Origin of the sequence: Streptomyces sp. NPDC058307, assembly GCF_042880295.1 — a bacterium.
In the GTDB taxonomy this organism is placed as follows: domain Bacteria; phylum Actinomycetota; class Actinomycetes; order Streptomycetales; family Streptomycetaceae; genus Streptomyces.
In genome coordinates, this window is record NZ_JBHVYZ010000020.1 from 34,364 (window position 1) to 58,933 (window position 24,570).

Genomic DNA, 24,570 nt, shown 5'->3' on the forward strand with positions numbered 1-24,570 from the left:
GGGAACGACGGCCCGGCGATACGCAGGAGCGCCCGACTCCGGCCCTGAGGTGATCGGCTGTGGCCTGGGCGGTGTCCTTGAGCGAGTCGAGGCTCCGGTCGCCAGGTATCGACAAGAGCGGCGACGGCGATGTACCCGGCCCCATGACAACGCGATACCCATGTGGAAGCGCGTCTGGCGCCTGGTCTGGTGTCGTCATCCATGTCGCCGGGTCTCTCACGCCTGCACCAGCGCAGATTACTTTTCGCAACCGGCTGCGACGCTCCGTCGCCATCATTCAGCGTTCGCGGTAACAAACAACCCCGGCCGGGTGTTCGCAGCACCCGCCGGGGCCTCACCACAGGATCGACAGGACCGATCTCATGGATGACAACGACTCTAGTCCTGCTCTGCGCACTCTCGCAGGCAGGCCGCAAGTAGTTACCGGCATGGCGCAGCACGTAGGGGTGTACCTACGCCAGTCCGAACGCCGTACCACCGGCTGCGAGGCCAGCACGGCCGCGCAACGCGAAGAATTCCTGCAGGCCATGGCGCGATGGGCGATTGAACCGGCCCACGTCGCGGTCTACGAGGACCTGGGGATCAGCGCATTCAAGAAGGTGGAACGCCCTGCCTACGAACGACTACTGCGCGACGCCCGAGCCGGACGCATCAACGTGATCATGGTGCATTACATGTCCCGGCTCAGCCGAAAGAGCGCCCTGCACACGTTCGACGAACTACGCCCACTCCTCACGAACCACGTTCGCATCATCAGCGTGGGCGAACACCGCGAGTTCCACGCAGACAACCCTCTCGCCCTGACTGAGCAACGGACGGTAACAGGAGATCGTCGGCCTGGCCTCCGGGCCGACCGACGATCTGCCAAGAACCTACAGCCCGCCCTCGGACATCCCGTGCACCGCCGGGATCGTCCCCAGCCTGCCCTTCTGGAAGTCGTCGAACGCCTGCTGCAGCTCGTCACGGGTGTTCATCACGAACGGACCATAGTGCACCATCGGTTCACGGATCGGCCGTCCGCCCAGGAGGACGACCTCCAGGTCCGGCGCGTTGGAGTCCTGCTGCTCGTCCGCCCGGACGGTGAGAGAGGAACCGGAGCCGAAGACGGCGGTCTGGCCCAGGTGGATCGGGCGGCGCTCGGCACCGACGCTGCCGCGCCCTGCCAGGACATACGCGAGAGCGTTGTACTCCTCACTCCACGGCAGCGTGATCTCCGCGCCCGGCGCAAGTGTCGCGTGGATCATCGTGATCGGCGTGTGCGTGATACCCGGGCCCTGGTGACCGTCCAGCCCACCGGCGATGACACGGAGCAGCGAACCGCCGTCCGGCGAGGTCAGCAGCTGTACCTGGCCGCCGCGGATGTCCTGGTAGCGCGGGTCCTTCATCTTGTCCTTGGCGGGCAGGTTCACCCAGAGCTGCAGACCGTGGAAAAGGCCGCCGGACTTCACCAGTGACTCGGGCGGAGTCTCGATGTGCAGCAGGCCCGAGCCGGCGGTCATCCACTGAGTGTCGCCGTTGGTGATGGTGCCTCCGCCACCGTTGGAGTCCTGGTGGATGAAGGTGCCGTCAATGATGTACGTGACGGTCTCGAACCCGCGGTGAGGGTGCCACGGGGTCCCCTTCGGTTCGTTCGCACCGTAATCCACCTCACCCATCTGATCCATCATGATGAACGGATCCAGGTGCCGGTAATGGATCCCCGCGAACGCCCGGCGCACTGGGAATCCCTCGCCCTCGAAGCCACTCGGCGCGGTCGTCACGCCGAGGACGGGACGGGCCACCGCGTCCGCCGTCGCGGCCACGCGCGGCAGGGTCAGCGGGTTGTCGACAGTCACTGCAGGCATGTCGGTACCTCCTTGTGGTTCGAGTTTAGTTGAGCGTTGAACTTTCTGCCACCTGTAACGGCAGAAGCCCGGAAGGCATTCCCTCCAGGCTTCTCCGAGACGTCGCACCCCCTGAAGAGCTCAGGCGGCGAGCTCCGGTTCCCGATCGGCGATCTTCTCCGGAGCCGGCCGGTCCTCCCGCATCACCAGCGTCGCCAGCAGCGCCGCCGCCAGGACACCGATCGCGCTGATCGTGAAGGTCGTCGACATGGAGGCCGTGAAGGCCTCGCGGGCCGCCGCCGCCAACCCCGGGTCCTTCAGAGCGACCGCTCCGGCTATCGAGTGCCGCGCCTGCTCCGGCGTCCCCTCGGGCATCCGGGCCGCGAAGCCGCTCGACAGGAGCGAACCCAGGATCGCGATGCCCAGTGCGGTGCCGGCCTGCTGGACGGTGTCGTTCAGAGCCGAGCCGACGCCCGCCTTGTCCTCGGGGATGGTGCCCATCAGCGCCGCCACCGCGGCCGGCATCGCCAGGCCCGCACCCAGCCCGAGCAGGCCGAGCGCGACGGCCGGGACGGTGAAGCCGGATTCCGCCGAGACCGTGGTCAGCAGGCAGAAGCAGGCCGCCATCACCAGCATGCCCACGAGGATCACCCACCGGTTGCCGTACTTCGCGGCGAGCTTGACCCCCACCGCGTTGCCCAGCAGGGCCGTGAGCGCCAGCGGCAGGAAGGCCAGGCCCGCCTTGACCGGTGAGTAGCCGAGCACGAACTGGAGGTACTGGGTGAGCACCAGGAGCAGACCTCCGTTGCCCGTCTGGACCAGGGCCAGCGAGAGCGAACCGCCGCTGAAGTTGCGGTGCTTGAAGAGGGCGAGCGGGACCATGGGGGACTTCGTGACGTTCTCCCAGAGGACGAAGCCGGTCAGGGACACGAGGGCCACGGGCAGGGCGGCCGTCCACACGCCGTGCTGCGGGAGTTCGATGATCCACCAGACGAGGGCGGTCATCCCGGCCGCCGACAGCACCGCGCCCAGTGAGTCGGCCTTCTGCCAGGGCGCCTTCGACTCCGGCATCAGCGTCAGACCGGCGATGATCGCGAGGGCCACGACCGGCACGTTGAGGAGGAAGATCGACTGCCAGGAGAAGTGCTCGATCAGGACACCGCCGAGCACCGGGCTGCCGACCAGGCCGAGCATCGCCACCGAACTCCAGGCCGCCATCGCCCTGCCGCGCTCGTCCTCGTCGAAGACGGTGATGAGGATCGAGAGGGTGGACGGCATGATCAGCGCGCCGCCGACGCCCATGGCGACGCGGACCGCTATCACCTCGCCGGGGGTGGTGCACCAGATCGCGGCCAGTGAGGCGGCGCCGAAGAGCAGGAGCCCGATCAGCATCACCTTGCGGCGGCCGAACCGGTCACCCAGGCTGCCCGAGGTGAGCAGCAGGCCGGCGAAGACCAGGATGTAGGAGTCCAGGATCCACTGGGTGTCCTGGGCGCTCGCTCCGATGTCCTCGGTCATGACCGGTACCGCGACGGTCAGCGCCATGCTGTCGACGACGAGCACCAAGCTGCTCAGGCAGAGCACGACCAGGATCCACCAACGGCGTGGATTGCGGGCTTCCAAGGCGTCCATGACGATTCCTCTCCGATTTCGGCGTAACACCGTTCCCTCGTTGCGAACACTGTACGCAGAACGGAACGCCGTACGCAAGCATGGATTCTTGTACGCTTGACGCGAACGACGTACGCAGCAGGTCGGGGCCGCAGGAGCAGGAGTTACCGATGACGACGAAGCCGACGCCCATTCCCTCCGTCTGGGCCCGCCCCCAGCGCGAGCCCGACCAGCCGGCGCTCAGCCGTGCCTCGATCGTGCGCGAGGCGATCGTCATGCTGGACGCGGAGGGCGTCGAGGCGCTGAGCATGCGCAAGCTCGCCACCCGGCTGAACGCGGGCGCGGCCTCGCTCTACCGGCACGTGGCCACCAAGGACGAGCTGATGGAGCTGGCGGTGGACGAGGTCGCCGCGGAGATCCACGTCCCGTCGGCGGACGGCCCCGACTGGCGTGCGGCCGTCACGGAGGCGGCCCGCTCCTTCCGTGCGACGGCCCTGCGGCACCCGTGGCTGCCCCCGGTCCTGGGCCAGGCGGGCCTCGCCTATCTGGGCCCCAACCTCATGTCCTACTCGGAGCGGCTGGCGGCCCTGTTCACGGCCGCGGGGTTCCCGGATCCCGGCACGGCGATCGACGCGGTGCTGTCGTACGTGATCGGCATGAGCACCACGGAGGCGGCCTGGCTGACCACGGTCACCCGCTCCGGGGACTCGGAGTCGGGCCTCATCGCCCGCCTTCTCCCCGCGGTGCAGCAGGCCACGGCCCCGCACAGTCATCTGGCCCAGGGTTACGCCGAGACGGAGGAGGCGGCCACGACGGATCCGGCGGCACTGCGGGAGGCGAAATTCGAGGCCGCCCTGGACATCGTCCTGGACGGCCTGTCACTACGCCTCGGAACCCCGTGAGCGTGGGAACACCGTGAGCGTGGGAACACCGTGGGCGCGCTACCCGTACATCCTGCGCATCGCGAACTCGACCATCTGCTCCACGGCCTTCGCGTCGAAGACGATCCGGTGCTCCCCCTCCATGTCGAGGACGAAGCCGTAGCCCGTGGGCAGCAGGTCGAGGACCTCGGCGCCGGTGATGACGAAGTACTTGGACTCCTTGCCCGCGTACCGCCGCAGTTCCTTGAGCGTGGTGAACATGGGGATCACCGGCTGCTGGGTGTTGTGCAGGGCGAGGAACCCCGGGTTGTCGCCGCGCGGGCAGTAGACCTTGGACGTGGCGAAGACCTGCTGGAAGTCCTCGGCCGCCAACTGCCCGGTGGTGAAGGCACGCACCGCGTCCGCGAGCGAGGGCGGGGACGGCTCGGGGTACAGCGGCGGCTGCTGGCCGTACCCGCCCACACCGCCGGCCATGGGCTGCTGCGGGGGGACGCCGTACTGCTGCTGGGCACCAGCGTTCTGGTCGTAGCCGTACATGGGCGTAAGAGTACCGAGGGGGGAAGGGCCCGTGGGCGGCTACCGGCACCCGGAAAACCGACAGCGACCCGACAGCCGCCGGCCCTGGGTCGGAGGCGGTCGGCACTCGTAGCGTCGGTTCATGCGCAGACATGACGACGACGAGTTCCACGAGCACGACAGAGGGCTCTCCCACGACCTTCCGGTGCTCGCCCGCCGACGGATGATCCGGCTGCTGGCGGGAGCGGGGGCGGGGGCCGGGCTGGTGGCCCTGGCGGGCTGCACCTCCGAGGACACCCCGTCTTCCGCCGAGGGCGCCTCATCTTCCGCCGAGGGCACCTCTTCCTCGACCGGGGACTGCGCCACCGTTCCCGAGGAGACCGCGGGCCCCTACCCCGGTGACGGCTCGAACGGCGTGAACGTGCTGAAGGAGACAGGGGTCGTCCGCAGCGACATCACCAGCAGCTTCGGCGACTCCGCGGGCGGCACCGCCGAGGGCGTACCCCTGACCTTCACGCTCACCGTCGTGGACGCCGCCTCCGGCTGCGGGACCCCGAGGAAGGACGCCGCCGTCTATGTCTGGCACTGCGACCGGGAGGGCGGCTACTCCCTCTACACCGAGGGCGTCACCGACGAGAACTATCTGCGCGGGGTCCAGGAGACCGACGAGAGGGGACGGGTGACGTTCACCAGTGTCTTCCCGGGCTGCTACACCGGCCGCTGGCCGCACATCCACTTCGAGGTCTACGGCAGCCTCCGGGACGCGACGAGCGCCACCGCGATCACGAGCACCTCGCAGCTCGCGCTCCCGAAGGACGTCTGCGAGACGGTGTACGCCACCGAGGGCTACGAGAGCAGCGTGGACAACCTGGGCCGGCTCTCGCTGGAGTCGGACAGCGTCTTCCGGGACGGTCACGACCAGCAGCTCGCGGCGGTCGAGGGGAGCGTGGAGAAGGGGTACAGAGCCACGCTGACCATCGCGGTGTGAACCGTCACAGATGGCCGGGTCGGGGTTGCGACTTATTACCGACGGGTAGCATCATCGGAGCTACTTGTTGGTATGTGTACTAGCGCGAGGAACCACGTGCCTCGCCGAACTCTTTACGGAGCCGTCGCCATGGGGCACTACAAGTCGAATCTGCGCGACATCGAGTTCAACCTCTTCGAAGTACTCGGGCGCGACAAGCTGTACGGCACCGGGCCCTTCGCCGAGATGGACGTCGAGACCGCGAAGAGCATCCTGGAGGAGCTGACCCGTCTCTCGGAGAACGAGCTGGCGGAGTCCTTCGCGGACGCCGACCGCAACCCGCCGGTCTTCGACCCCGAGACGAACACCGCGCCGGTTCCGGCGTCCTTCAAGAAGAGCTACAAGGCCTTCATGGACTCCGAGTACTGGCGGCTGGGTCTGCCCGAGGAGATCGGCGGCACGACGGCTCCGCCGTCCCTGATCTGGTCGTACGCCGAGCTGATCCTCGGCGCGAACCCGGCCGTGTGGATGTACTCCTCCGGCCCGGCGTTCGCCGGGATCCTCTTCGACGAGGGCAACGAGGTCCAGAAGAAGATCGCCCAGATCGCCGTGGAGCGGACCTGGGGTTCGACCATGGTGCTGACCGAGCCCGACGCGGGCTCCGACGTCGGCGCCGGGCGCACCAAGGCGGTCCAGCAGGAGGACGGCTCCTGGCACATCGAGGGCGTCAAGCGCTTCATCACCTCCGGTGAGCACGACATGGAGGAGAACATCCTTCACTACGTGCTCGCGCGACCGGAAGGTGCCGGTCCCGGCACGAAGGGGCTGTCCCTCTTCCTCGTCCCGAAGTACCTGTTCGACTTCGAGACCGGCGAGCTGGGCGAGCGCAACGGCGTGTACGCGACGAACGTCGAGCACAAGATGGGCCTGAAGGCGTCCAACACCTGCGAGATGACCTTCGGCGACCGGCACCCCGCCAAGGGCTGGCTGATCGGCGACAAGCACGACGGCATCCGTCAGATGTTCCGGATCATCGAGTTCGCGCGGATGATGGTCGGCACGAAGGCGATCTCCACGCTGTCGACGGGCTACCTGAACGCCCTGGAGTACGCCAAGGAGCGCGTCCAGGGCCCCGACCTCGCGAACTTCATGGACAAGACCGCGCCCAAGGTCACCATCACCCACCACCCCGACGTGCGCCGCGCGCTGATCACGCAGAAGGCGTACGCCGAGGGCATGCGCGCGCTGGTCCTCTACACCGCCTCGATCCAGGACGCGATCGCCGTCAAGGAGGCCGCGGGCGAGGACACGAAGACCGAGCACGCGCTGAACGACCTGCTCCTGCCGATCGTCAAGGGCTACGGCTCCGAGAAGGGCTACGAGCAGCTCGCCCAGTCGCTGCAGACCTTCGGCGGCTCCGGCTTCCTGCAGGAGTACCCGATCGAGCAGTACATCCGGGACGCGAAGATCGACACCCTGTACGAGGGCACCACCGCGATCCAGGGCCAGGACTTCTTCTTCCGGAAGATCGTCCGCAACCAGGGCGCGGCCCTGAACTCCCTCGCCGAGGACATCAAGAAGTTCCTGGCGCTCGGCACCGGCGGCGAGGACCTCGCGGGTGCCCGTGAGCACCTGGCCAAGGCGGCCGTCGAGCTGGAGGCGATCGTCGGTCTGATGCTGACCGACCTCGCGGCCACCGAGCAGGACGTCAAGAACATCTACAAGGTGGGCCTCAACACCACCCGCCTGCTGATGGCCTCCGGTGACGTCGTCGTCGGCTACCTGCTCCTCAAGGGTGCGGCGATCGCCGCCGAGAAGCTGGAGACGGCCTCCGCCAAGGACAAGCCCTTCTACACCGGCAAGATCGCGGCGGCGAAGTTCTTCGCGGCCAACGTCCTGCCCGGTGTGACCCTGGCCCGCAAGGTCGCCGAGGGCGTCGAGCTGGACCTGATGGAGCTGGACGAGGCCGCGTTCTGATCCGACCGGCCTCCGGCCCGCGTGGCGGCGGCCCGTTCCCCTGCTGGGGAGCGGGCCGCCGCCGTTTTCGTACCCGAAAACGCGGCAGCGGTTCCGGCGCCGCACTCACCGCCGACGTACTGCGCCCCGACGGCACGCGCGTGGTCGTGACCGCGACCGGGACCGGGTACCGGGCGGCCCGGATGAGCGCCCGTCCTCCTCTTCTGCTGGATCAGCACCCGTCCGTCCTCTTCTGCTCCGGCTGTCACGGCGGGCACAAGATCGGTCCGGGACCGGACGCCGGTCGTCCACCCGGTCACCCTCGCCGCCGCTCCGGCCGTCGGCCTGGTCACGGGCCTCCCGGGCCTCCCGGCGGGCCTGCACCTGGCCTGGCGCGCCGCCCGCATCCAGCCGGCGGAGGCACTGCGCCTCCGGCGCCGCTCCGCCGCCGCGGCCCCGGGACCACCGCGAAGGGGCCCGGGGCGGCACCGGGGCGCCCGGGCGGGGGTCCGGTCCGCGAAACGGCATACGCCGCCCGGCCGCCGCTTTCCGATCAAGTCGACCTCGGCGGCACCGCGTTCCTTGACGGAACCGCGGCTCGACACGGCTGCACGGCACCTTAGGGTGGCTGCCATGAGCGCACCCCACCGCTTCGACCGCGGCCACACCGACGACCTGATGTCCTTCCTGGCGGCGAGCCCCACGCCGTACCACGCGGTGGCGAACACCGCCGAGCGGCTGGAGAAGGCCGGCTTCCGCCAGGTCTCGGAGACGGACGCCTGGGACGGCTCGAGCGGCGGCAAGTACGTACTGCGCGGCGGCGCGATCATCGCCTGGTACGTCCCGGAGGAGGCGGCGCCCCACACGCCGTACCGGATCGTCGGCGCGCACACCGACTCCCCGAACCTGCGGGTCAAGCCGCTGCCGGACAGCGGGGCGCACGGCTGGCGCCAGGTCGCCGTGGAGATCTACGGCGGTCCCCTGATGAACTCCTGGCTGGACCGTGACCTGGGGCTGGCCGGCCGGCTGACGCTGCGGGACGGTTCGACGCGGCTGGTGAACGTGGACCGGCCGCTGCTGAGGGTGCCCCAGCTCGCCATCCACCTGGACCGCGCGGTGTCGTCGGACGGCCTCAAGCTCGACAAGCAGCGGCATCTGCAGCCTATCTGGGGTCTCGGCGACGACGTGCGCGACGGCGACCTGATCGCCTTCCTGGAGGAGGAACTGGGGCTCGGCGCGGGCGAGGTGACCGGCTGGGACCTGATGACGCACTCGGTGGAGACGCCCGCCTACCTGGGCCGGGACAAGGAGCTGCTGGCCGGGCCGCGGATGGACAACCTGCTGTCCGTGCACGCGGGCGTGGCCGCCCTGACCGCGGTCACCTCCGGTGATCTGCCCTACATCCCCGTCCTCGCCGCCTTCGACCACGAGGAGAACGGTTCGCAGTCGGACACCGGCGCGGACGGGCCGCTGCTCGGCGGGATCCTGGAGCGCTCGGTGTTCGCACGCGGCGGGTCCTACGAGGACCGGGCGCGGGCCTTCGCGGGGACGGTCTGTCTGTCCTCCGACACCGGGCACGCCGTGCACCCCAACTACGCGGAGCGGCACGACCCGACGCACCACCCGCGCGTCAACGGCGGCCCGATCCTCAAGGTCAACGTCAACAACCGCTACGCCACGGACGGTTCGGGCCGGGCCGTGTGGGCCGCCGCGTGCGAGCGGGCCGGCGTGCCCTTCCAGTCCTTCGTCTCCAACAACTCCATGCCCTGCGGCACGACGATCGGCCCGATCACCGCGGCCCGGCACGGCATCAAGACCGTCGACATCGGTGTGGCGATCCTGTCGATGCACAGCGTCCGGGAGTTGTGCGGCGCGGACGACCCGCATCTGCTGGCGAACGCTCTGGTGGCGTTTCTGGAGGGGTAGTTCGAGGGAAGTGGGGGTACCCGGAAGTCCGGACCGGAACGACCGGACCGGACAGGGAGGCGACACTCATGGGCCTCGGCGGGTGCATCATCCTCATCGCCGTGGGAGCAATCCTCACGTTCGCCACCGACTGGCACATGCAGGGGGTCAACCTCGACCTGGTCGGTGTGATCCTGATGATCGTGGGACTGATCGGCGTGACGACATTCAGCAGCATCGCCCGGCGGCGGCGCGTGGTGGTACCGCCCACCACGTCGACGGTCGTCGAGGAGCGCCGGGACGGCTACTCCGACGGATACGGCGTCTGACGGATACGGCGTCCGACAGATACGGCGTGTAACGGACACGGCAGACAAGTCGGATTCATAGGCAACCGTGAGCAATTCGTGATCGGTATTGACTTGTCTACTTGTGTGAAAAGAGTGAAGACTCGGGATCCTTGAGAGCCCGGGGGGTCTGCAGTACCGGGCGTGAACCACCAGCACCCCCGGGGGCTCCCCGTGCTCCACTCCACGACGACACGCGTGGCGCCCGCTCCGGGACCGCCGCGCCCCCACCGGCACGCCGCCCGCCGCGCCCACGCCGCCCCCGACGAACTCGACGGCCCGACGCGCCTGGTGGCGCTGATACCGGCCCACAACGAACAGGACCGCATCGCCGAGGCGATCCAGGGCCTGTGGCGGCAGACCCGGCGCCCCGACCTGATCGTCGTCGTCGCCGACAACTGCACCGACGCCACCGCCGAGATCGCCGTCGCGCACGGCGCCCAGGTCTTCGCCACCCAGGGCAACACGCACAAGAAGGCCGGCGCCCTCAACCAGGCCATCGCCTGGGTACTGCCCCATCTCGAGGAGCGCGACCTCCTGCTGGTGCAGGACGCCGACACCGTGCTGAGCCCCTGGTTCAACGAGACGGCCATCGGCACCTTCAACCGCAAGGTCGGCGCCGTCGGCGGCGTCTTCTACGGCGAGGACGGCGGCGGTCTGCTCGGACTCCTCCAGCGCATGGAGTTCCACCGCTACGCCTGGGAACTGGAACGCACCGGCGGCAAGGCGCAGGTGCTCACCGGCACCGGCACCATGTTCCGCGCCCGCGTCCTGCGCGAGGTGCGCGCCGCACGCCGCGACGGACTGCTCGGCGGCGGCCACGCCTACTACAGCCTCGCCTCGCTCACCGAGGACGACGAGATGACCAAGGCGGTCAAGACCCTCGGCTACCGGGCCATGTCCCCGGCCGGCTGCGCGGTCACCACCGAGGTCATGCCCACCCTGGGCAAGCTGTGGCACCAACGGCTGCGGTGGCAGCGCGGCGCCCTGGAGAACCTGCGCGACTACGGCTGGACCCGCGTCACCGCCCGCTACTTCATGCAGCAGTTCCTCATGGGCTTCGGCGCGCTGTCCTTCCTGGTCTACCTGACCTACATGGTCACCTGCACCACGCTGTACGGCTGGCCCGGCTTCTCGCCCTTCTGGACCGCGATCGGGCTCGTCTTCGTGGTCGAGAAGACGGTCTCCGTGCGCAGGGCGGGGCCACGTGCCGTGGTGGTGGCGGCGCTCATGGTGCCGGAGATGCTCTACGACCTTTTCCAGCACGCCGTCTACTTCACCTCGCTGTGGGGCCTGTTGCGCCGCAGCGAGGAGAAGTGGGTGGCGACGTAACCCTCGGATCTCCCCGGATTCGTACCCCTCATAGGAGAACAGCGCATGTACGGAAGAGTGATCGGTGCCGGCACGACCGGCGCCGGAGGCGCCACGCTGGCCGCGACCGGGCTGTGGCTGAACAGCATGGCGATGGTGGTGGCCGCGACGACGTTGGTGGCGGCGGGGGTCGCGGTGGTCAAGCTGGTTCCGCGCAGGCGGTGACGGCGGCCCCAAGCCCCAAGACGTCGTACGCCTAAGGGCCTTCGTCCATGCCGGCGAGGATCAGCGCAAGCCGGTCCGTGCCTGCCGGCGTCAGGCGGACCGGGACTCCCCAGTCCTGCTGGTGGACGTGACAGGCCGGGTACGCGTTGGCCGGGTCGTCGTCGCAGGACGCGGCCGTGGCCGAGATGTGCAGCACGCCCTGCTCGATCGCGGGGTTCAGGTCGAGGGTGCGGGAGAGGTCCGTTCCCGCGCCCTCGCCGTCTTTGAGCAGCTCGGGCGGGGTGGCGGAGACCAGGAGGCGGGTCGACGGGCCGTACCGCGTGTCGAGCTTCTGGCCCGCCGGGGCCTGGAAGACCACGCCCAACCGGAGCCTGCCCGGAGCCACTTCGGTGGCCGCGCGCCGGGTGCGGTGGGTCACCGGCTCCACCCGTACCGCCTCTTCGGGCAGGCGCAGACGGGTCACGCGGTGCCGGGCGGACTCCACGACCACGATGTCCCCGCCCACGACGACCGCGTCGCTCGGCTCCCGCAGATCCGTGGCGAGGGTGGTGACCTCGCCGGTCTCGGGGTCGTAGCGGCGCAGGGCGTGGTTGTAGGTGTCGCTGACCGCGACCGAGCCGTCGGGCAGCGCGGTGACACCCAAGGGGTGCTGGAGCAGGGCCTGTCCGGCGGCTCCGTCGCGGTGCCCGAAGTCGAAGAGGCCGGTGCCGACGGCGGTGTGGACGGTCCCGTCGAGGTCGACCCGGCGCAGGGCGGAGGTCTCGGAGTCGGCGAGCCACAGGCGCGTGCCGTCCGGTGACACGGCGAGGCCGGAGGGCTGGGCGAACCAGGCCTCGGCGCCGGGCCCGTCGACCAGGCCCTCGTTGGTGGTGCCGGCGACGGCCGCGACGGTCTCGTCGCCCGGGTCGTACGCCCACAGCTGGTGGACGCCCGCCATCGCGATCCACACCAGGCCGTTCCACACGGCCACGTCCCACGGGGAGGACAGGTCGGTCTCGCGCGCGGGGCCGGCGGTGGGGGAGCCCCGCCACCACTGACGCCCGGTGCCGGCCAGGGTGGTGACCTCGCCGGTGCCGAGGTCGAGGCGGCGCAGGGCGTGGTTGACGGTGTCGGCGACGACCACGGAGCCGTCGTCCAGGAGGGCGAGCCCCTGCGGTTCGCTGAACCCGGCCGTCTCCGCCGTACCGTCGGTGAAGCCGCGCGCGCCGGATCCGATCCGTCGTACGACGCTCTCGCCGTCCGCGGCGAACTCCACCAGCTGGTGCCGGGTGGTGTCGCTGACCAGGAGGTGCCCGGACGGCAGCAGGAGCGCCTTGCCCGGGAAGCGCAGGGTGGTCGGCTCGGGCTCGGGTGCCACGTACGGCCCCTCGCCGCGCCGCAGGGTGCCCTTCGCGCCGTGCTCCGCCTCCAGCTCCGTCACCAGCCGCTCGATCGCGTGCACATGCCCCTCGCCGGCGTGCTGCGCGACCACATACCCCTCCGGGTCGATCACGACGAGCGTCGGCCAGGCCCGGACCGCGTACTGCTTCCAGGTCTCGAGCTCGGGGTCGTCGAGGACGGGATGCCGGACGCCGTACCGCTCGACCGCGTCCGCCACCGCCGCGTGCTCGGCCTCGTGCACGAACTTCGGCGAGTGGACGCCGATCACCACGACGGTGTCGGAGTGCTTCTCCTCCAGTTCACGCAGCTCGTCGAGGACATGCAGGCAGTTGATGCAGCAAAAGGTCCAGAAGTCGAGGATGACGATGCGACCCCGCAGGTCGGCGAGGGTGTACTGCTTGTCGCCCGTGTTCAGCCAGCCGCCCTCGCCGATCAGCTCGGGGGCGCGGACACGGGCGCGGCGGGGTGCGGAAGCGGTCATGGATCAAGGGTGCCACCCGGCACCGACAGTCAGCTCAGCGCGCGGCCCGTCGTCACGTCCACATGGGCCGGGACCTCGTCGTGGCGGTCGCCGACCGTGGAGGTGCCGGTCGGTTCGAGCAGCAGGATGTCGGTCGGGACGGGGGCGTATGGCCTGTGCTCCACGCCTCGCGGGACGGTGAAGACGGACAGCCTCGGCAGGACGACCGTGCGCTCGCCGGCCGGCTCGCGCAGGGAGATGTGCAGTTCGCCGTCGAGGACCAGGAAGAACTCGTCGGTGTCGTCGTGCACGTGCCACAGGTGCTCGCCCTCGACGTGCGTGACGCGGACGTCGTAGTCGTTGACGGCGGTGACGATGCGAGGGCTCCACCGGTCGGTGAAGGAGGCCAGGGCGGCGGGCAGGGAGACGGGTTCGGTTGCCATGGCGTCATCGTGCGGGGTGGCCGGGGCGGCGGACGAGTGCTAGGAATCGCGTATGCCGCAAGGATCCTCTCAACCGGCCCCGCGTCCGCACCGGGTCGCCGTGATCGTCGACGAGGGCACCAACCCCTTCGAAGTGGGCGTGGCCACCGAGCTGTTCGGGCTGCCGCGGCCCGAACTGGGGCGGCCGGGGCCGCTGTACGAGGTGACCCTGTGCACGCCGGCCCCCGAGGTGCGGATGAACCACGGCTTCTTCACGCTGACCGGGGTGCCCGGGCTGGACGCCGTGGACGACGCCGACACCCTCGTGGTGCCCGGGCGGCCGGACAACGTCGTCCCGCGCGGGGCGGCCGTACGGGAGGCGATCCGCCGCACGCACGCGCGTGGCGCCCGGGTGATCAGCCTGTGCACCGGGAGCTTCGCGCTCGCCGAGGCCGGGCTGCTGGACGGGCGGCGGGCCACCACGCACTGGATGTGGGCCGACGCCTTCCGCGAGCTGCATCCCCGGGTGCGGCTGGAGCCGGACGTGCTGTTCGTGGACGAGGGTGACGTCCTGACGGCGGCGGGCAGCGCGGCCGCGCTGGATCTCGGGCTGTACGTCGTCCGGCGCGACCATGGCGCCGAGGTCGCGAACGCGGTGTCCCGCAGGCTCGTCTTCGCCGCCCACCGCGACGGCGGGCAGCGCCAGTTCGTGGAGCGGCCCGTGCCCGACGTACGGGACGAGTCGCTGGGCCCGCTGCTCGCGTGGGCGCAGGAACGGCTGGGGGAACCGCTGACCGTCGCCGACCTGGCAACCCGCGCGGCCGTCTCCCCCGCCACCCTGCACCGCCGCTTCCAGGCCCAGCTCGGGACGACTCCCCTGGCGTGGCTGACGGGGGAGAGGGTGGCGTTGGCGTGCCGGCTCATCGAGCGCGGGGAGGAGCGGCTGGACGTGGTGGCCGCGCGGAGCGGTCTGGGCACCGCCGCGAACCTTCGCGCACGCGTGCGCCGCGAGACGGGACTCAGCCCGTCGGCCTATCGGCGGCGTTTCGGAGCGGGCGCCGGGGAAGCCATGACGGCATGAGATTCCTCGTACGCGACCGGCTCCTCGGCTTCGGTGACGACTACTGGATCGAGGACGACCAGGGCAACAAGGTGTTCCTCGTCGACGGCAAGGCCATGCGGGTCCGGGACACCTTCGAGCTGAAGGACACCCAGGGGCGGGTCCTGATCGACATCCACCAGAAGATGTTCGCCCTGCGCGACACGATGGTGATCGAACGGGACGGCGAGCCACTGGCGACGATCAGGAGGAAACGCCTGTCGCTGCTGCGCAACCACTACCGGGTGGCCCTCGCCGACGGCCGTACCGAACTCGACGTCAGCGGCAAGATCCTCGACCGGGAGTTCGCCGTCGAGTACGACGGCGAACTGCTCGCGGTGGTCTCGCGCCGTTGGCTGCACGTCCGCGAGACCTACGGCGTCGACATCGTCCGGGACGACGCGGATCCGGCGCTGCTCATCGCGGTGGCGGTGTGCGTGATCCACCTCGCCGAGAAGGACCGGGAGGACGACTGAGGGAAGACGACGGAGGGAGGACGACGGAGGGAGGACGACTGACGCGACGACCCGCGGCTCAGAGCACCCGGTCCTTCAGGGCCGGGAACTGCTCCCTGGTCACGGCCACCCTCCCGGGGTCGAACTCCACCGTGAGGACCTCCTCACCGGCGCCCGCCTCCGCGAGGACCTCGCCCCACGGATCCACCACGATCGAGTGACCGGCCTGCGGAACTCCGGCGTGCGTCCCGGCCGTTCCACAAGCGAGCACGAACGCCTGGTTCTCGACCGCCCGCGCCCGGGCCAGCAGCGTCCAGTGCCCCCGGCGGCGCTCCGGCCAGCCCGCCGGGATCACCAGGGTCTCGGCGCCCGCGTCGACGAGACCGCGGAAGAGTTCGGGGAAACGGAGGTCGTAACAGGTGGCGACGCCCAGGGTCGTCTGCGGCAGACGGACCGTCACCAGGTCCTCGCCCCGCCCCATCAGCACGGCCTCGCCCTTGTCGAAACCGAAGCGGTGGATCTTGCGGTACGAGGCGGCCAGATCACCGGAGGGTGAGAAGAGGAGGGAGGTGTTGTAGAGGGTGCCGTCAGGGGTCCGCTCGGGGATCGAGCCCGCGTGCAGCCACACGCCCGCGTCGCTCGCAGCCTTCGCCATGACCTCGTGGGTCGGCCCTTCCAGGGGCTCGGCCTCGCTCCCGAACTCCTCGAAGGCGAACGCCCCGGTGGTCCACAGTTCCGGCAGCACGACGAGGTCGGCTCCGGCCTGATCCCGTACCAGTGCCGCCACGCGACGCCGACGCGATTCGACCGATTCGCCCTCGTCCACGGCGATCTGGATCAAAGAGGCGCGCACACTACCACCGTCCTGGCATTCGAGCCGTCCCTTACGGGCCTACGATCGTCACACGAAAGCACTGCCGGGGTGCCTCACAGCAGCGTAACTTAGCGTCTCAAGACACCCGCCGACAGCAATCGCCTCCACTGGCAACGACGCCATCACCAGCCCGTGTTCCGACCGCCGAGGGGTCCCGTTCCGTGAGTCTGCATCCCACCCTCCAGCCCTACGCCGACGCCTGGACCGACTCCATCAACGCGATATCCGAGCTGGTGAACCCCCTCGTGGAGGGAGAGTGGAACCGCCGCACCCCCTGCCCCGGCTGGTCGGTGAGGGATGTGGTGTCCCATGTCATCGGCCTGGACTGCGAGATGCTGGGCGACCCGCGCCCCATCCACTCCCTGCCCCGCGACCTCTTCCACGTCACCAACGAACACCAGCGGTACATGGAGATGCAGGTCGACGTCCGCCGTCACCACACGGCGCCGGAGATGACCTCCGAGCTGGAGTACGTCATCATCCGCCGCAACCGCCAGCTGCGGAACGACTCCCGCGACCCCGGCACGAAGGTGCGCGGTCCGCTCGGAACCGAGCTGACCCTCGAGGACTCCATGCGCCAGCACGCCTTCGACGTCTGGGTGCACGAGCAGGACCTGCGCACCGCCCTGGGCCGGCCCGGCAACCTGGACTCCCCCGGCGCGCACATCGCCCGTGACGTCCTGCTCGCCGCGCTCCCCGACGTGGTGGCCGTCAAGGCCGAGGCGCCCCGCAGTTCGGCGATCGTCTTCGACGTCCACGGTCCCATCGAGTTCCTGCGCACCATCCGCGTCGACATCCAGGGCCGCGGCACCCTGGAGACCGTCCCCGCCCTCGGCCCGGCGGCCGCCCTCAGCCTCGACTGGGAGACCTACGTCCGCCTGGCCTGCGGCCGCGTGGGCGTGGACGCGGTGGCGGACCGGGTGAAGGCGGAGGGCGACCCGGAACTGACGTCGGCGATCCTGAGGAACTTCACGGTGACGCGGTAGCGGGTGCCGGGGTCCGTTCCGAGAGGGGTGAGCGTGCGCTGACGTCCGTTCAGGCGGGCACGTGGACCGTCTCCACGCGGCTGGCCACCAGCCGCTCCCGCTCCCGCCGGGCCGCCCGTCCGCGCAGCCGCAGGATCTGGCTGACGCCGAGCGCCTGGAGCACGAAGACGGAGGAGAAGGCCACGGTGTAGTTGTCGTCGGTCGCGTCCAAGAGGACGCCTACGGCGAACAGAGTCGTCATCGAGGCGACGAACCCGCCCATGTTCGTGATCCCGGACGCGGTGCCCTGCCGCTCCGGCGGATTCGCCGGCCGCGCGAAGTCGAAGCCGAGCATCGACGCCGGTCCGCACGAGCCGAGCACCACGCACAGCACGATCAGCAGCCACATCGGCGCCCGCTCACCGGGGTAGGCCAGCGTGGCCGCCCACAGCAGCGCCGTCGCCCCCACGGTCCCGAGCGCGAGCGGCAGCCGCGCCCCGTGGTGCCGGGCGACGACCTGGCCGTAGACCAGACCGACGACCATGTTGGACAGCACGACCAGAGTGAGCAGTTCGCCCGCCACCGCGCGGGACAGCCCCTGCGCCTCGACGAGGAACGGCAGGCCCCACAGCAGCAGGAACACCATCGCCGGGAACTGCGTCGTGAAGTGCACCCACAGGCCGAGCCGGGTGCCGGGCTCCCGCCAGGACGCGGCGATCTGGCGTCGTACGTAGGCCGCTCCCTGGTGCGGGAAGGGCTCGGGCTCCTGTCCCTCGGGGTGGTCCTTGAGGAAGAGGAGCAGCAGGACCAGCACCACGACACCCGCCAGCGAGCTGCCCGCGAACGCGGCCGTCCAGCCGACGCCGTGCAGCAGCCGGGCCAGGACCAGCGTGGAGACCAGGTTGCCCGCCATGCCGGCGAGCCCGGCGAGCTGCGCGACCATCGGTCCGCGCCGGGCCGGGAACCAGCGGGTGCCCAGCCGCAGCACGCTGATGAAGGTCATCGCGTCGCCGCAGCCGAGCAGGGCGCGCGAGGCGAGGGCGGTGCCGTACGACGGTGAGAACGCGAAGCCGAGCTGCCCGGCCGTGAAGAGCACCACGCCGAGCGTCAGCACCTTCTTGGTGCCGAGCCGGTCCACGAGCAGACCGACCGGTATCTGCATCCCGGCGTAGACCAGGAGCTGGAGGATGGAGAAGGTCGACAGGGCCGAGGCGTTGACATGGAAGCGTTCGGCCGCGTCGAGGCCGGCGACCCCGAGGGACGTACGGAAGATGACCGCGACGAAGTAGACGGAGACGCCGATGCCCCACACGGCCATCGCGCGCCGGCCGCCCGGAGGATCACCCGGAAGAGTGGACCGGCTCATCGCACCTCACCCCGGGCGAGGTGGGAGAACCACTCGACGTGCCCGTGGATCAGGCCCACGACCGCCTCCGCGTCGCCGGAGCGCAGCGCCTGGAGGATCTGCTCGTGCTCGACGAGGGTCTTGGTGATGCGGTCCGGGTGGGCGTGCATGACGGCGACGCCCATCCTGAGCTGGCGGTCGCGGAGCTGGTCGTAGAGCCGGCTGAGGATCTCGTTGCCGCCGCTGCGGACGATCTCGGCGTGGAAACAGCGGTCGGTGACGGCGGCACCGGCCAGATCCCCGGCGGCGGCCTGCTCCTTCTGCCGCGCGAGCAGTTCCTCCAGGCGCGCGATGAGCTGCGGGGACGCGGGTACGGCCTTGCGGGCGGCGTGTCCCTCGACGAGCTGCCGGGTCTCGACGACGTCGGCGATCTCCTGCGCGGAGACGGGCAGGACCAGCGCCCCCTTTTTCGGGTAAAGCTTGATCAGGCCCTCGACCTCGAGACGCAGCAGCGCCTCCCGCACCGGGGTGCGCGACACTCCGGTGGCCTCGGCGAGCTCGCCCTCGGTGAGCAGGCTTCCGCCCTCGTAGCGGCGGTCCAGCACGCCCTGCTTGACGTGGGTGTAGACGCGGTCGGCGGCGGGGGGCTGCTTCACGGCCAGAGTCATGCCCACAGCTTAGATACAAGACGTACGCATGATGAGTCCCGTCCAGAATGCGGACCCGTATGTAACAAGGGCACCACAGATGACAACCCCGACCGCTTCACCTCACAACCATTCGTGCTAGATACGTATCTCATACGTGCGGCCCTCTTCCTCCCCCCAACTCGGCCGCGTTTCAGGGGCATTCAACACAATCGGGGTATTTCACTTGATTACCGCCATCACCGGTTCCAAGGGCAGTCGTATCCGCAGAGCCACCGCGGTCAGCATCACCGCGGGTGCCATGCTCGCGACCGGGGCCCTGGCCGCCGCGCCGGCACAGGCCGCCACCGCGCCCTCGATCGTGGCCAAGGGCGGCTACGTCATGAACAACGCGAACGCTAAGACGCTGTTCACCAAGGCGGCGGACACCAAGCGTTCCACGGGCTCCACCACCAAGATCATGACCGCGAAGGTCGTGCTCGCGCAGTCGAACCTGAACCTGGACAAGAAGGTCACGATCCAGAAGGCGTACAGCGACTACATCGTCGCGAACAACGCCTCGCAGGCCCACCTGATCGTCGGTGACAAGGTCACCGTCCGTCAGCTGCTGTACGGTCTGATGCTGCCGTCGGGCTGCGACGCCGCGTACGCGCTCGCCGACACCTACGGCACCGGCTCGACGCGCGCCGCGCGCGTGAAGTCGTTCGTCGGCAAGATGAACACGGCCGCCACGGCGCTCGGCCTGAGGAACACGCACTTCGATTCCTTCGACGGCATCGGCAACGGCAACAACTACTCCACTCCGCGCGACCTGACGAAGATCGCCAGCAGCGCGATGAAGAACGCCACGTTCCGCACGGTCGTGAAGACGAAGAAGTACACGGCGAAGACCATCACCAAGACGGGCTCCACCCGCACGATGACGCCGTGGACCAACACCAACGGCCTGCTCAGCAGCTACAGCGGCACCATCGGCGTGAAGACCGGCTCGGGCCCCGAGGCCAAGTACTGCCTCGTCTTCGCGGCCACCCGCAACGGCAAGACCATCATCGGCACGGTCCTCGCCTCCACCTCGATTCCCCAGCGCGAGACGGACGCGAAGAAGCTGCTCAACTACGGCTTCGCGACGGTCGGCTGACACCCACACCGCACAAGGGGCCTGCCATTCCATGGATGGCAGGCCCCTTCGCGTGCGGTGGTACGGCCCTCAGGCCCAGGTGATGAGCTTCCTGGGCTGTTCGAGGACGGCGGCCACGTCGGCCAGCACCTTGGAACCCAGCTCCCCGTCGATCAGACGGTGGTCGAAACTGAGGGCCAGGGTGGTGACCTGGCGGGGCTTGACCTTGCCCTTGTGGACCCAGGGCTGGAGCTTGATCGCGCCGACGGCGAGGATCGCGGACTCACCGGGCGGCAGGATCGGGGTGCCGGTGTCGACGCCGAAGACGCCGACGTTGGTGATGGTCACCGTGCCGCCCTGCATGGCGGTCGGGCTGGTGCGGCCCTCCTTGGCGGTGGCCACCAGCTCGCCGAGCTCCCGGGCGAGTTGGGGCAGTGCCTTGGCGTGGGCGTCCTTGATGTTCGGGACGATCAGGCCGCGGGGGGTGGCCGCGGCGATGCCCAGGTTGACGTAGTGCTTGAGGACGATCTCCTGGTTCGCCTCGTCCCAAGACGCGTTGACGTCCGGGTTCCGCTTGATCGCCACCAGGAGGGCCTTGGCGATCAGCAGGAGCGGGTTCACGCGCAGGCCCGCGAAGTCCTTGTCCTGCTTGAGCTCCTCGACCAGCTTCAGGGTGCGGGTGACGTCCACCGTCACGAACTCGGTGACGTGCGGGGCGGTGAACGCGGAGCCGACCATCGCCTGAGCGGTGGCCTTGCGGACGCCCTTGACGGGGATACGGGTCTCACGGCCCGCGTCGTACGAGGCGGCGGGCGCCGCCGGGACGGCCGGGGCGTGTGTCACCGGGGCCTGTGTCAGCGGAGCCTGCGTGACCGGGGCGGGCGCCTCGGCCGGGGCGACCGCCGCGTGGACGTCCTCGCGGGTGATGATGCCGTCCAGGCCGGACGGAGTCACCGTGCTGAGGTCGACGCCCAGGTCCTTGGCCAGTTTGCGCACCGGGGGCTTGGCCAGCGGACGCGACTGCACGGCTGCGGCCGACGCGGTGACGGCCGACGCGGTGGACGCAGGGGCTGCCGGGGCCGGGGCTGCCGGGGCCGGGTCCACGAGGGCCGGGCCATGGCCGTTCAGCTCGGTCTGGATCGCCACCGAGGCCTGCTGCAGCGGCAGTTCGGGGCCCTTGCGGGGGCGGCGCTTGGTCGAGGAGACGGCCACGCCGTAGCCGACCAGGACGGGCTGACGGCCCGTGCCCTCCGGCTTCTTCTCGGGAGCAGGAGCGGGAGCGGGAGCCGGAGTGGGAGCCGCGGCGGCCTCAGGAGCCTCCGCCGGCGTCTCCGGCGTCTCCGCAGCCGCCGGGGCCCCGCCGCTCACGTCGATGGCGATGATCGCGGTGCCCACGTCGACCGTGGTGCCCTCGGGGAAGCGCAGGTCGCGCACCACCCCGTCGTAGGGGATGGGCAGTTCGACGGCCGCCTTGGCCGTCTCCACCTCACACACCACCTGCCCGTCGGTGACCGTGTCGCCGGGCTGGACGTACCACTTGAGGATCTCCGCCTCGGTCAGGCCCTCGCCCACGTCGGGCATCTTGAACTCACGTACGGACGCATCCGTCATCGTCGTCACGGCCCTCTCCTCAGTACGCCAGCGAGCGGTCGACGGCATCCAGCACCCGGTCCAGGCCCGGCAGGTACTCGTCCTCCAGACGCGCCGGCGGATAGGGGGCGTGGTAGCCGCCCACCCGCAGCACCGGCGCCTCCAGGTGGTAGAAGCACCGCTCGGTGATCCGGGCGGCGATCTCCGCGCCGGAGCCGAAGAACACCGGCGCCTCGTGCACCACCACCAGCCGCCGCGTCTTCTCCACCGAGGCCTGGATCGTGTCGAAGTCCAGGGGCGAGACGGAGCGCAGGTCCAGCACCTCCAGCGACTTGCCCTCCTCCGCGGCCGCGTCCGCGACCTCCTGGCAGAGCTTCACCATCGGGCCGTAGGCGACCAGGGTGACATCGGTGCCCTCGCGGACCACCTGCGCCTTGTGCAGCGGGTCGGGGATGGCCTCGGTGTTGACCTCGCCCTTGTCCCAGTAGCGCCGCTTGGGCTCGAAGAAGATCACCGGGTCGTCGCTGTGGATGGCCTGCTGCATCATCCAGTACGCGTCCGACGCGTTCGACGGCGAGACCACCTTCAGCCCCGCCACATGCGCGAACAGTGACTCCGGGGACTCCGAGTGGTGCTCCACCGCGCCGATGCCGCCGCCGTAGGGGATACGGACGACGACCGGCATCTTGATCTTGCCGAGCGAGCGGGCGTGCATCTTCGCCAGCTGGGTGACGATCTGGTCGTAGGCCGGGAACACGAAACCGTCGAACTGGATCTCCACCACCGGCCGGTAGCCGCGCAGGGCCAGGCCGATCGCGGTGCCGACGATGCCGGACTCCGCGAGCGGGGTGTCGATGACCCGGTCCTCGCCGAAGTCCTTCTGCAGACCGTCGGTGACCCGGAAGACGCCGCCGAGCTTGCCGACGTCCTCTCCCATCACCAGGACCTTGGGGTCGGTCTCCAGGGCCCGCCGCAGCGACTCGTTGATCGCCTTGGCCAGAGCCATGTTCTTGAATGTCACCGTCTCCGCCATGATCAGGCCCCTTCCCCATCCGCGAACGACGCCTGGTAGGCGGCGAAACCGGCCCGCTCCTCATCGACCAGCGCATGCCCGTCCGCGTACGCGTGGTCGAAGATGGCGAAACGGTCCGGGTCCGGCATGGCACGGACCGCCTCACGCACTCGCCTGCCCAACGCCTCGGACTCGGTCTCCAGTTCCGCGAAGAATCCCTCGTCCGCGTGGTTTGCGGCCTCCAGGAACCGGCGAAGGCGCAGGATCGGGTCCTTGGCCTCCCACGCCTCGCGCTCCTCGTCGGCCCGGTACTTGCTCGGGTCGTCGGAGGTGGTGTGGGCGCCCATCCGGTAGGTGTACGCCTCCACCAGCGTCGGCCCCTCACCCGCGCGGGCCCGCTCCAGCGCCCATTTGGTGACGGCCAGCGACGCGAGCACGTCGTTGCCGTCGACCCGCACACCGGGGAAGCCGAAGCCCTGCGCGCGCTGGTAGAGCGGGACGCGGGTCTGCTTCTCGGTCGGCTCGGAGATGGCCCACTGGTTGTTCTGGCAGAAGAACACGACCGGGGCGTTGTAGACCGCGGAGAAGGTGAACGATTCGGCCACGTCGCCCTGGCTGGAGGCGCCGTCGCCGAAGTACGCGATGACCGCGGAGTCGGCGCCGTCCTTGGCGACGCCCATCGCGTAGCCCGTGGCGTGCAGCGTCTGGGAGCCGATGACGATCGTGTAGAGGTGGAAGTTGTTGCTGTTCGGGTCCCAGCCGCCGTTGTTCACCCCGCGGAACATGCCGAGCAGGTTGGTCGGGTCGACCCCGCGGCACCAGGCCACGCCGTGCTCGCGGTAGGTCGGGAAGACGTAGTCGTCGTCGCGCAGGGCTCGTCCCGATCCGATCTGGGCGGCCTCCTGGCCGAGCAGCGAGGCCCACAGGCCCAGTTCGCCCTGGCGCTGCAGAGAGGTGGCCTCGGCGTCGAAGCGACGGGTGAGCACCATGTCGCGGTACAGGCCGCGGAGCTGTTCGGGGGTGATGTCGGCGACGTACTTGTCGTACTCGGCGTTCTTGACGCGCTTGCCCTCGGGCGTCAACAGCTGAACCAGTTCGGGCTTGGTGCTCGGGGACTTCCTCGTCCCGGCGCTGCGTCGCGGCTTGCGCGCGGCAGTGCTCTCCACGGTCACGTGTGCTCCTCCGTCGGTCCGGCCCCCGGGGTTGCCGGGTGTACCAGTGCGGCTCACCTGTTCCCGACCCCCGTGCACGGGGTGGGTGCCACTCGGCCGGAACAGGCGTGACAGGTGCCCCGGCGAGCGCCCTGCAAGAATCACGTTACCCAGTGCTCCACATTTCTGTGAAACCCCCTTTGACCTGGGATTTTGCTTGGATTTCCAAGTAAATCGGAAAAGGGTCGAAGGGGTGCTGGTCACAGCCTTGCAGGAGGCCGGAGCAACGGCACGTTATCCCGTCGACCCAGGTCACCGGAAGGGTTTCCGTGGTCGACTTGCCGAGTACCCGAGAAGGAGAAATCAGGGTATTTCTCCTCGGCCTTCTCCTCGGCGGCCGTGAGAGCGCGTTCCGGCCGGTGGCCTTCGAGCGTTCCGGGCCCGCGTACTCGACGGACACGACGGTCCCGTGACCGAAGGAGACCGAGCGCGACTTACTGTGGCAGTCTGT

The 24,570-nt window shown here is 69.7% G+C and carries 22 protein-coding genes and 1 pseudogene; 12 read left to right on the forward strand and 11 right to left on the reverse strand.

From position 1 onward, the window contains the following. Positions 1-428 precede the first annotated feature (428 nt). Positions 429-761, forward strand: a pseudogene (locus tag ACFVYN_RS16940) (recombinase family protein); the annotation flags it as partial. Between the two features lie 111 nt (positions 762-872). Here ACFVYN_RS16940 and ACFVYN_RS16945 read toward each other — a convergent pair. Both ACFVYN_RS16945 and ACFVYN_RS16950 read right to left on the reverse strand, forming a co-directional pair. Continuing rightward, positions 873-1,844, reverse strand: a complete 972-nt coding sequence (locus ACFVYN_RS16945) for a pirin family protein (protein ID WP_389998656.1) — start codon at positions 1,842-1,844, stop codon at positions 873-875. A gap of 120 nt (positions 1,845-1,964) precedes the next feature. Then, positions 1,965-3,455: an MFS transporter gene (locus ACFVYN_RS16950; RefSeq protein WP_389998658.1), complete on the reverse strand. Its 1,491-nt coding sequence runs from the start codon at positions 3,453-3,455 to the stop codon at positions 1,965-1,967. A 149-nt stretch (positions 3,456-3,604) separates the two neighbouring features. Here ACFVYN_RS16950 and ACFVYN_RS16955 point away from each other — a divergent pair, with 149 nt between their 5' ends. After that, positions 3,605-4,336 (forward strand): TetR/AcrR family transcriptional regulator C-terminal domain-containing protein, encoded by a 732-nt coding sequence (locus tag ACFVYN_RS16955; RefSeq protein WP_389998661.1) that lies wholly within the window; start codon positions 3,605-3,607, stop codon positions 4,334-4,336. A 39-nt stretch (positions 4,337-4,375) separates the two neighbouring features. Here the strand turns inward: ACFVYN_RS16955 and ACFVYN_RS16960 are convergent, their stop codons facing one another. Beyond that, positions 4,376-4,852 (reverse strand): SseB family protein, encoded by a 477-nt coding sequence (locus tag ACFVYN_RS16960; protein WP_123990455.1) that lies wholly within the window; start codon positions 4,850-4,852, stop codon positions 4,376-4,378. 121 nt (positions 4,853-4,973) lie between these two features. On the opposite strand from ACFVYN_RS16960, the gene ACFVYN_RS16965 reads away from it, so the two are divergent. The 6 genes from ACFVYN_RS16965 to ACFVYN_RS16990 all read left to right on the forward strand — a co-directional run bounded on the left by ACFVYN_RS16965 (position 4,974) and on the right by ACFVYN_RS16990 (position 11,542). After that, entirely contained in the window at positions 4,974-5,819 is an 846-nt protein-coding gene (locus tag ACFVYN_RS16965) for an intradiol ring-cleavage dioxygenase (RefSeq protein WP_389998664.1), read from the forward strand. A gap of 129 nt (positions 5,820-5,948) precedes the next feature. Then, entirely contained in the window at positions 5,949-7,775 is a 1,827-nt protein-coding gene (locus tag ACFVYN_RS16970; protein WP_389998666.1) for an acyl-CoA dehydrogenase, read from the forward strand. A gap of 612 nt (positions 7,776-8,387) precedes the next feature. After that, positions 8,388-9,680 carry a M18 family aminopeptidase gene (locus ACFVYN_RS16975; RefSeq protein WP_389998668.1) on the forward strand — a complete coding sequence of 431 codons (1,293 nt, stop codon included), beginning with the start codon at positions 8,388-8,390 and terminating at the stop codon, positions 9,678-9,680. 68 nt (positions 9,681-9,748) lie between these two features. Then, a complete protein-coding gene (locus tag ACFVYN_RS16980) occupies positions 9,749-9,988 on the forward strand; it encodes a DUF6458 family protein (protein WP_020119420.1) in 240 nt (79 codons plus the stop codon). 309 nt (positions 9,989-10,297) lie between these two features. Beyond that, positions 10,298-11,338 carry a glycosyltransferase gene (locus ACFVYN_RS16985; RefSeq protein ID WP_389998820.1) on the forward strand — a complete coding sequence of 347 codons (1,041 nt, stop codon included), beginning with the start codon at positions 10,298-10,300 and terminating at the stop codon, positions 11,336-11,338. Between the two features lie 45 nt (positions 11,339-11,383). Beyond that, complete coding sequence (locus tag ACFVYN_RS16990) at positions 11,384-11,542, forward strand: hypothetical protein (protein ID WP_389998671.1); 159 nt, start codon at positions 11,384-11,386, stop codon at positions 11,540-11,542. Between the two features lie 31 nt (positions 11,543-11,573). Here ACFVYN_RS16990 and ACFVYN_RS16995 read toward each other — a convergent pair whose 3' ends face one another. Further along, positions 11,574-13,403 carry a thioredoxin-like domain-containing protein gene (locus tag ACFVYN_RS16995; RefSeq protein ID WP_389998674.1) on the reverse strand — a complete coding sequence of 610 codons (1,830 nt, stop codon included), beginning with the start codon at positions 13,401-13,403 and terminating at the stop codon, positions 11,574-11,576. 29 nt (positions 13,404-13,432) lie between these two features. After that, a complete protein-coding gene (locus ACFVYN_RS17000; protein WP_389998676.1) occupies positions 13,433-13,825 on the reverse strand; it encodes a cupin domain-containing protein in 393 nt (130 codons plus the stop codon). Positions 13,826-13,877: 52 nt separating this feature from the next. On the opposite strand from ACFVYN_RS17000, the gene ACFVYN_RS17005 reads away from it, so the two are divergent. Continuing rightward, positions 13,878-14,885: a GlxA family transcriptional regulator gene (locus ACFVYN_RS17005; protein WP_389998679.1), complete on the forward strand. Its 1,008-nt coding sequence runs from the start codon at positions 13,878-13,880 to the stop codon at positions 14,883-14,885. After that, positions 14,882-15,379: an LURP-one-related/scramblase family protein gene (locus tag ACFVYN_RS17010; protein ID WP_389998682.1), complete on the forward strand. Its 498-nt coding sequence runs from the start codon at positions 14,882-14,884 to the stop codon at positions 15,377-15,379. Before ACFVYN_RS17005 ends, ACFVYN_RS17010 begins: the two co-directional genes overlap by 4 nt. A gap of 58 nt (positions 15,380-15,437) precedes the next feature. Here ACFVYN_RS17010 and ACFVYN_RS17015 read toward each other — a convergent pair whose 3' ends face one another. Then, positions 15,438-16,211, reverse strand: coding sequence for a carbon-nitrogen family hydrolase (locus tag ACFVYN_RS17015; protein WP_389998685.1), 774 nt, complete (start codon positions 16,209-16,211; stop codon positions 15,438-15,440). Between the two features lie 182 nt (positions 16,212-16,393). Between ACFVYN_RS17015 and ACFVYN_RS17020 the strand changes: the two genes are divergently transcribed. Beyond that, on the forward strand, positions 16,394-17,218 hold the full coding sequence (locus ACFVYN_RS17020) for a maleylpyruvate isomerase family mycothiol-dependent enzyme (RefSeq protein ID WP_389998688.1): 825 nt from the start codon (positions 16,394-16,396) through the stop codon (positions 17,216-17,218). Between the two features lie 49 nt (positions 17,219-17,267). Here ACFVYN_RS17020 and ACFVYN_RS17025 read toward each other — a convergent pair whose 3' ends face one another. Continuing rightward, positions 17,268-18,563: a nitrate/nitrite transporter gene (locus ACFVYN_RS17025; protein ID WP_389998691.1), complete on the reverse strand. Its 1,296-nt coding sequence runs from the start codon at positions 18,561-18,563 to the stop codon at positions 17,268-17,270. After that, positions 18,560-19,210, reverse strand: coding sequence for a GntR family transcriptional regulator (locus tag ACFVYN_RS17030; protein WP_389998693.1), 651 nt, complete (start codon positions 19,208-19,210; stop codon positions 18,560-18,562). Before ACFVYN_RS17030 ends, ACFVYN_RS17025 begins: the two co-directional genes overlap by 4 nt. Positions 19,211-19,490: 280 nt before the next feature. On the opposite strand from ACFVYN_RS17030, the gene ACFVYN_RS17035 reads away from it, so the two are divergent. Then, a complete protein-coding gene (locus ACFVYN_RS17035; RefSeq protein WP_389998823.1) occupies positions 19,491-20,327 on the forward strand; it encodes a D-alanyl-D-alanine carboxypeptidase family protein in 837 nt (278 codons plus the stop codon). A 69-nt stretch (positions 20,328-20,396) separates the two neighbouring features. Here ACFVYN_RS17035 and ACFVYN_RS17040 read toward each other — a convergent pair whose 3' ends face one another. From ACFVYN_RS17040 to pdhA, 3 genes are read right to left on the reverse strand one after another with little or no spacing between them, the layout of a single operon-like run. Further along, positions 20,397-21,926 (reverse strand): dihydrolipoamide acetyltransferase family protein, encoded by a 1,530-nt coding sequence (locus ACFVYN_RS17040; RefSeq protein WP_389998695.1) that lies wholly within the window; start codon positions 21,924-21,926, stop codon positions 20,397-20,399. Between the two features lie 10 nt (positions 21,927-21,936). After that, positions 21,937-22,929, reverse strand: a complete 993-nt coding sequence (locus ACFVYN_RS17045) for an alpha-ketoacid dehydrogenase subunit beta (protein WP_389998697.1) — start codon at positions 22,927-22,929, stop codon at positions 21,937-21,939. Between the two features lie 2 nt (positions 22,930-22,931). Beyond that, a complete protein-coding gene (gene pdhA, locus ACFVYN_RS17050; RefSeq protein ID WP_389998698.1) occupies positions 22,932-24,080 on the reverse strand; it encodes a pyruvate dehydrogenase (acetyl-transferring) E1 component subunit alpha in 1,149 nt (382 codons plus the stop codon). Positions 24,081-24,570 lie beyond the last annotated feature (490 nt).

What these genes read in the sequence shown, in the direction of transcription:
- ACFVYN_RS16945 (WP_389998656.1), bottom strand. Translation starts at nt 1,844, where the DNA reads ATGCCTGCAGTGACTGTCGACAACCCGCTGACCCTGCCGCGCGTGGCC.
- ACFVYN_RS16950 (WP_389998658.1), bottom strand. Translation starts at nt 3,455, where the DNA reads ATGGACGCCTTGGAAGCCCGCAATCCACGCCGTTGGTGGATCCTGGTC.
- ACFVYN_RS16955 (WP_389998661.1), top strand. Translation starts at nt 3,605, where the DNA reads ATGACGACGAAGCCGACGCCCATTCCCTCCGTCTGGGCCCGCCCCCAG.
- ACFVYN_RS16960 (WP_123990455.1), bottom strand. Translation starts at nt 4,852, where the DNA reads ATGTACGGCTACGACCAGAACGCTGGTGCCCAGCAGCAGTACGGCGTC.
- ACFVYN_RS16965 (WP_389998664.1), top strand. Translation starts at nt 4,974, where the DNA reads ATGCGCAGACATGACGACGACGAGTTCCACGAGCACGACAGAGGGCTC.
- ACFVYN_RS16970 (WP_389998666.1), top strand. Translation starts at nt 5,949, where the DNA reads ATGGGGCACTACAAGTCGAATCTGCGCGACATCGAGTTCAACCTCTTC.
- ACFVYN_RS16975 (WP_389998668.1), top strand. Translation starts at nt 8,388, where the DNA reads ATGAGCGCACCCCACCGCTTCGACCGCGGCCACACCGACGACCTGATG.
- ACFVYN_RS16980 (WP_020119420.1), top strand. Translation starts at nt 9,749, where the DNA reads ATGGGCCTCGGCGGGTGCATCATCCTCATCGCCGTGGGAGCAATCCTC.
- ACFVYN_RS16990 (WP_389998671.1), top strand. Translation starts at nt 11,384, where the DNA reads ATGTACGGAAGAGTGATCGGTGCCGGCACGACCGGCGCCGGAGGCGCC.
- ACFVYN_RS16995 (WP_389998674.1), bottom strand. Translation starts at nt 13,403, where the DNA reads ATGACCGCTTCCGCACCCCGCCGCGCCCGTGTCCGCGCCCCCGAGCTG.
- ACFVYN_RS17000 (WP_389998676.1), bottom strand. Translation starts at nt 13,825, where the DNA reads ATGGCAACCGAACCCGTCTCCCTGCCCGCCGCCCTGGCCTCCTTCACC.
- ACFVYN_RS17005 (WP_389998679.1), top strand. Translation starts at nt 13,878, where the DNA reads ATGCCGCAAGGATCCTCTCAACCGGCCCCGCGTCCGCACCGGGTCGCC.
- ACFVYN_RS17010 (WP_389998682.1), top strand. Translation starts at nt 14,882, where the DNA reads ATGAGATTCCTCGTACGCGACCGGCTCCTCGGCTTCGGTGACGACTAC.
- ACFVYN_RS17025 (WP_389998691.1), bottom strand. Translation starts at nt 18,563, where the DNA reads ATGAGCCGGTCCACTCTTCCGGGTGATCCTCCGGGCGGCCGGCGCGCG.
- ACFVYN_RS17030 (WP_389998693.1), bottom strand. Translation starts at nt 19,210, where the DNA reads ATGACTCTGGCCGTGAAGCAGCCCCCCGCCGCCGACCGCGTCTACACC.
- ACFVYN_RS17035 (WP_389998823.1), top strand. Translation starts at nt 19,491, where the DNA reads ATGCTCGCGACCGGGGCCCTGGCCGCCGCGCCGGCACAGGCCGCCACC.
- ACFVYN_RS17045 (WP_389998697.1), bottom strand. Translation starts at nt 22,929, where the DNA reads ATGGCGGAGACGGTGACATTCAAGAACATGGCTCTGGCCAAGGCGATC.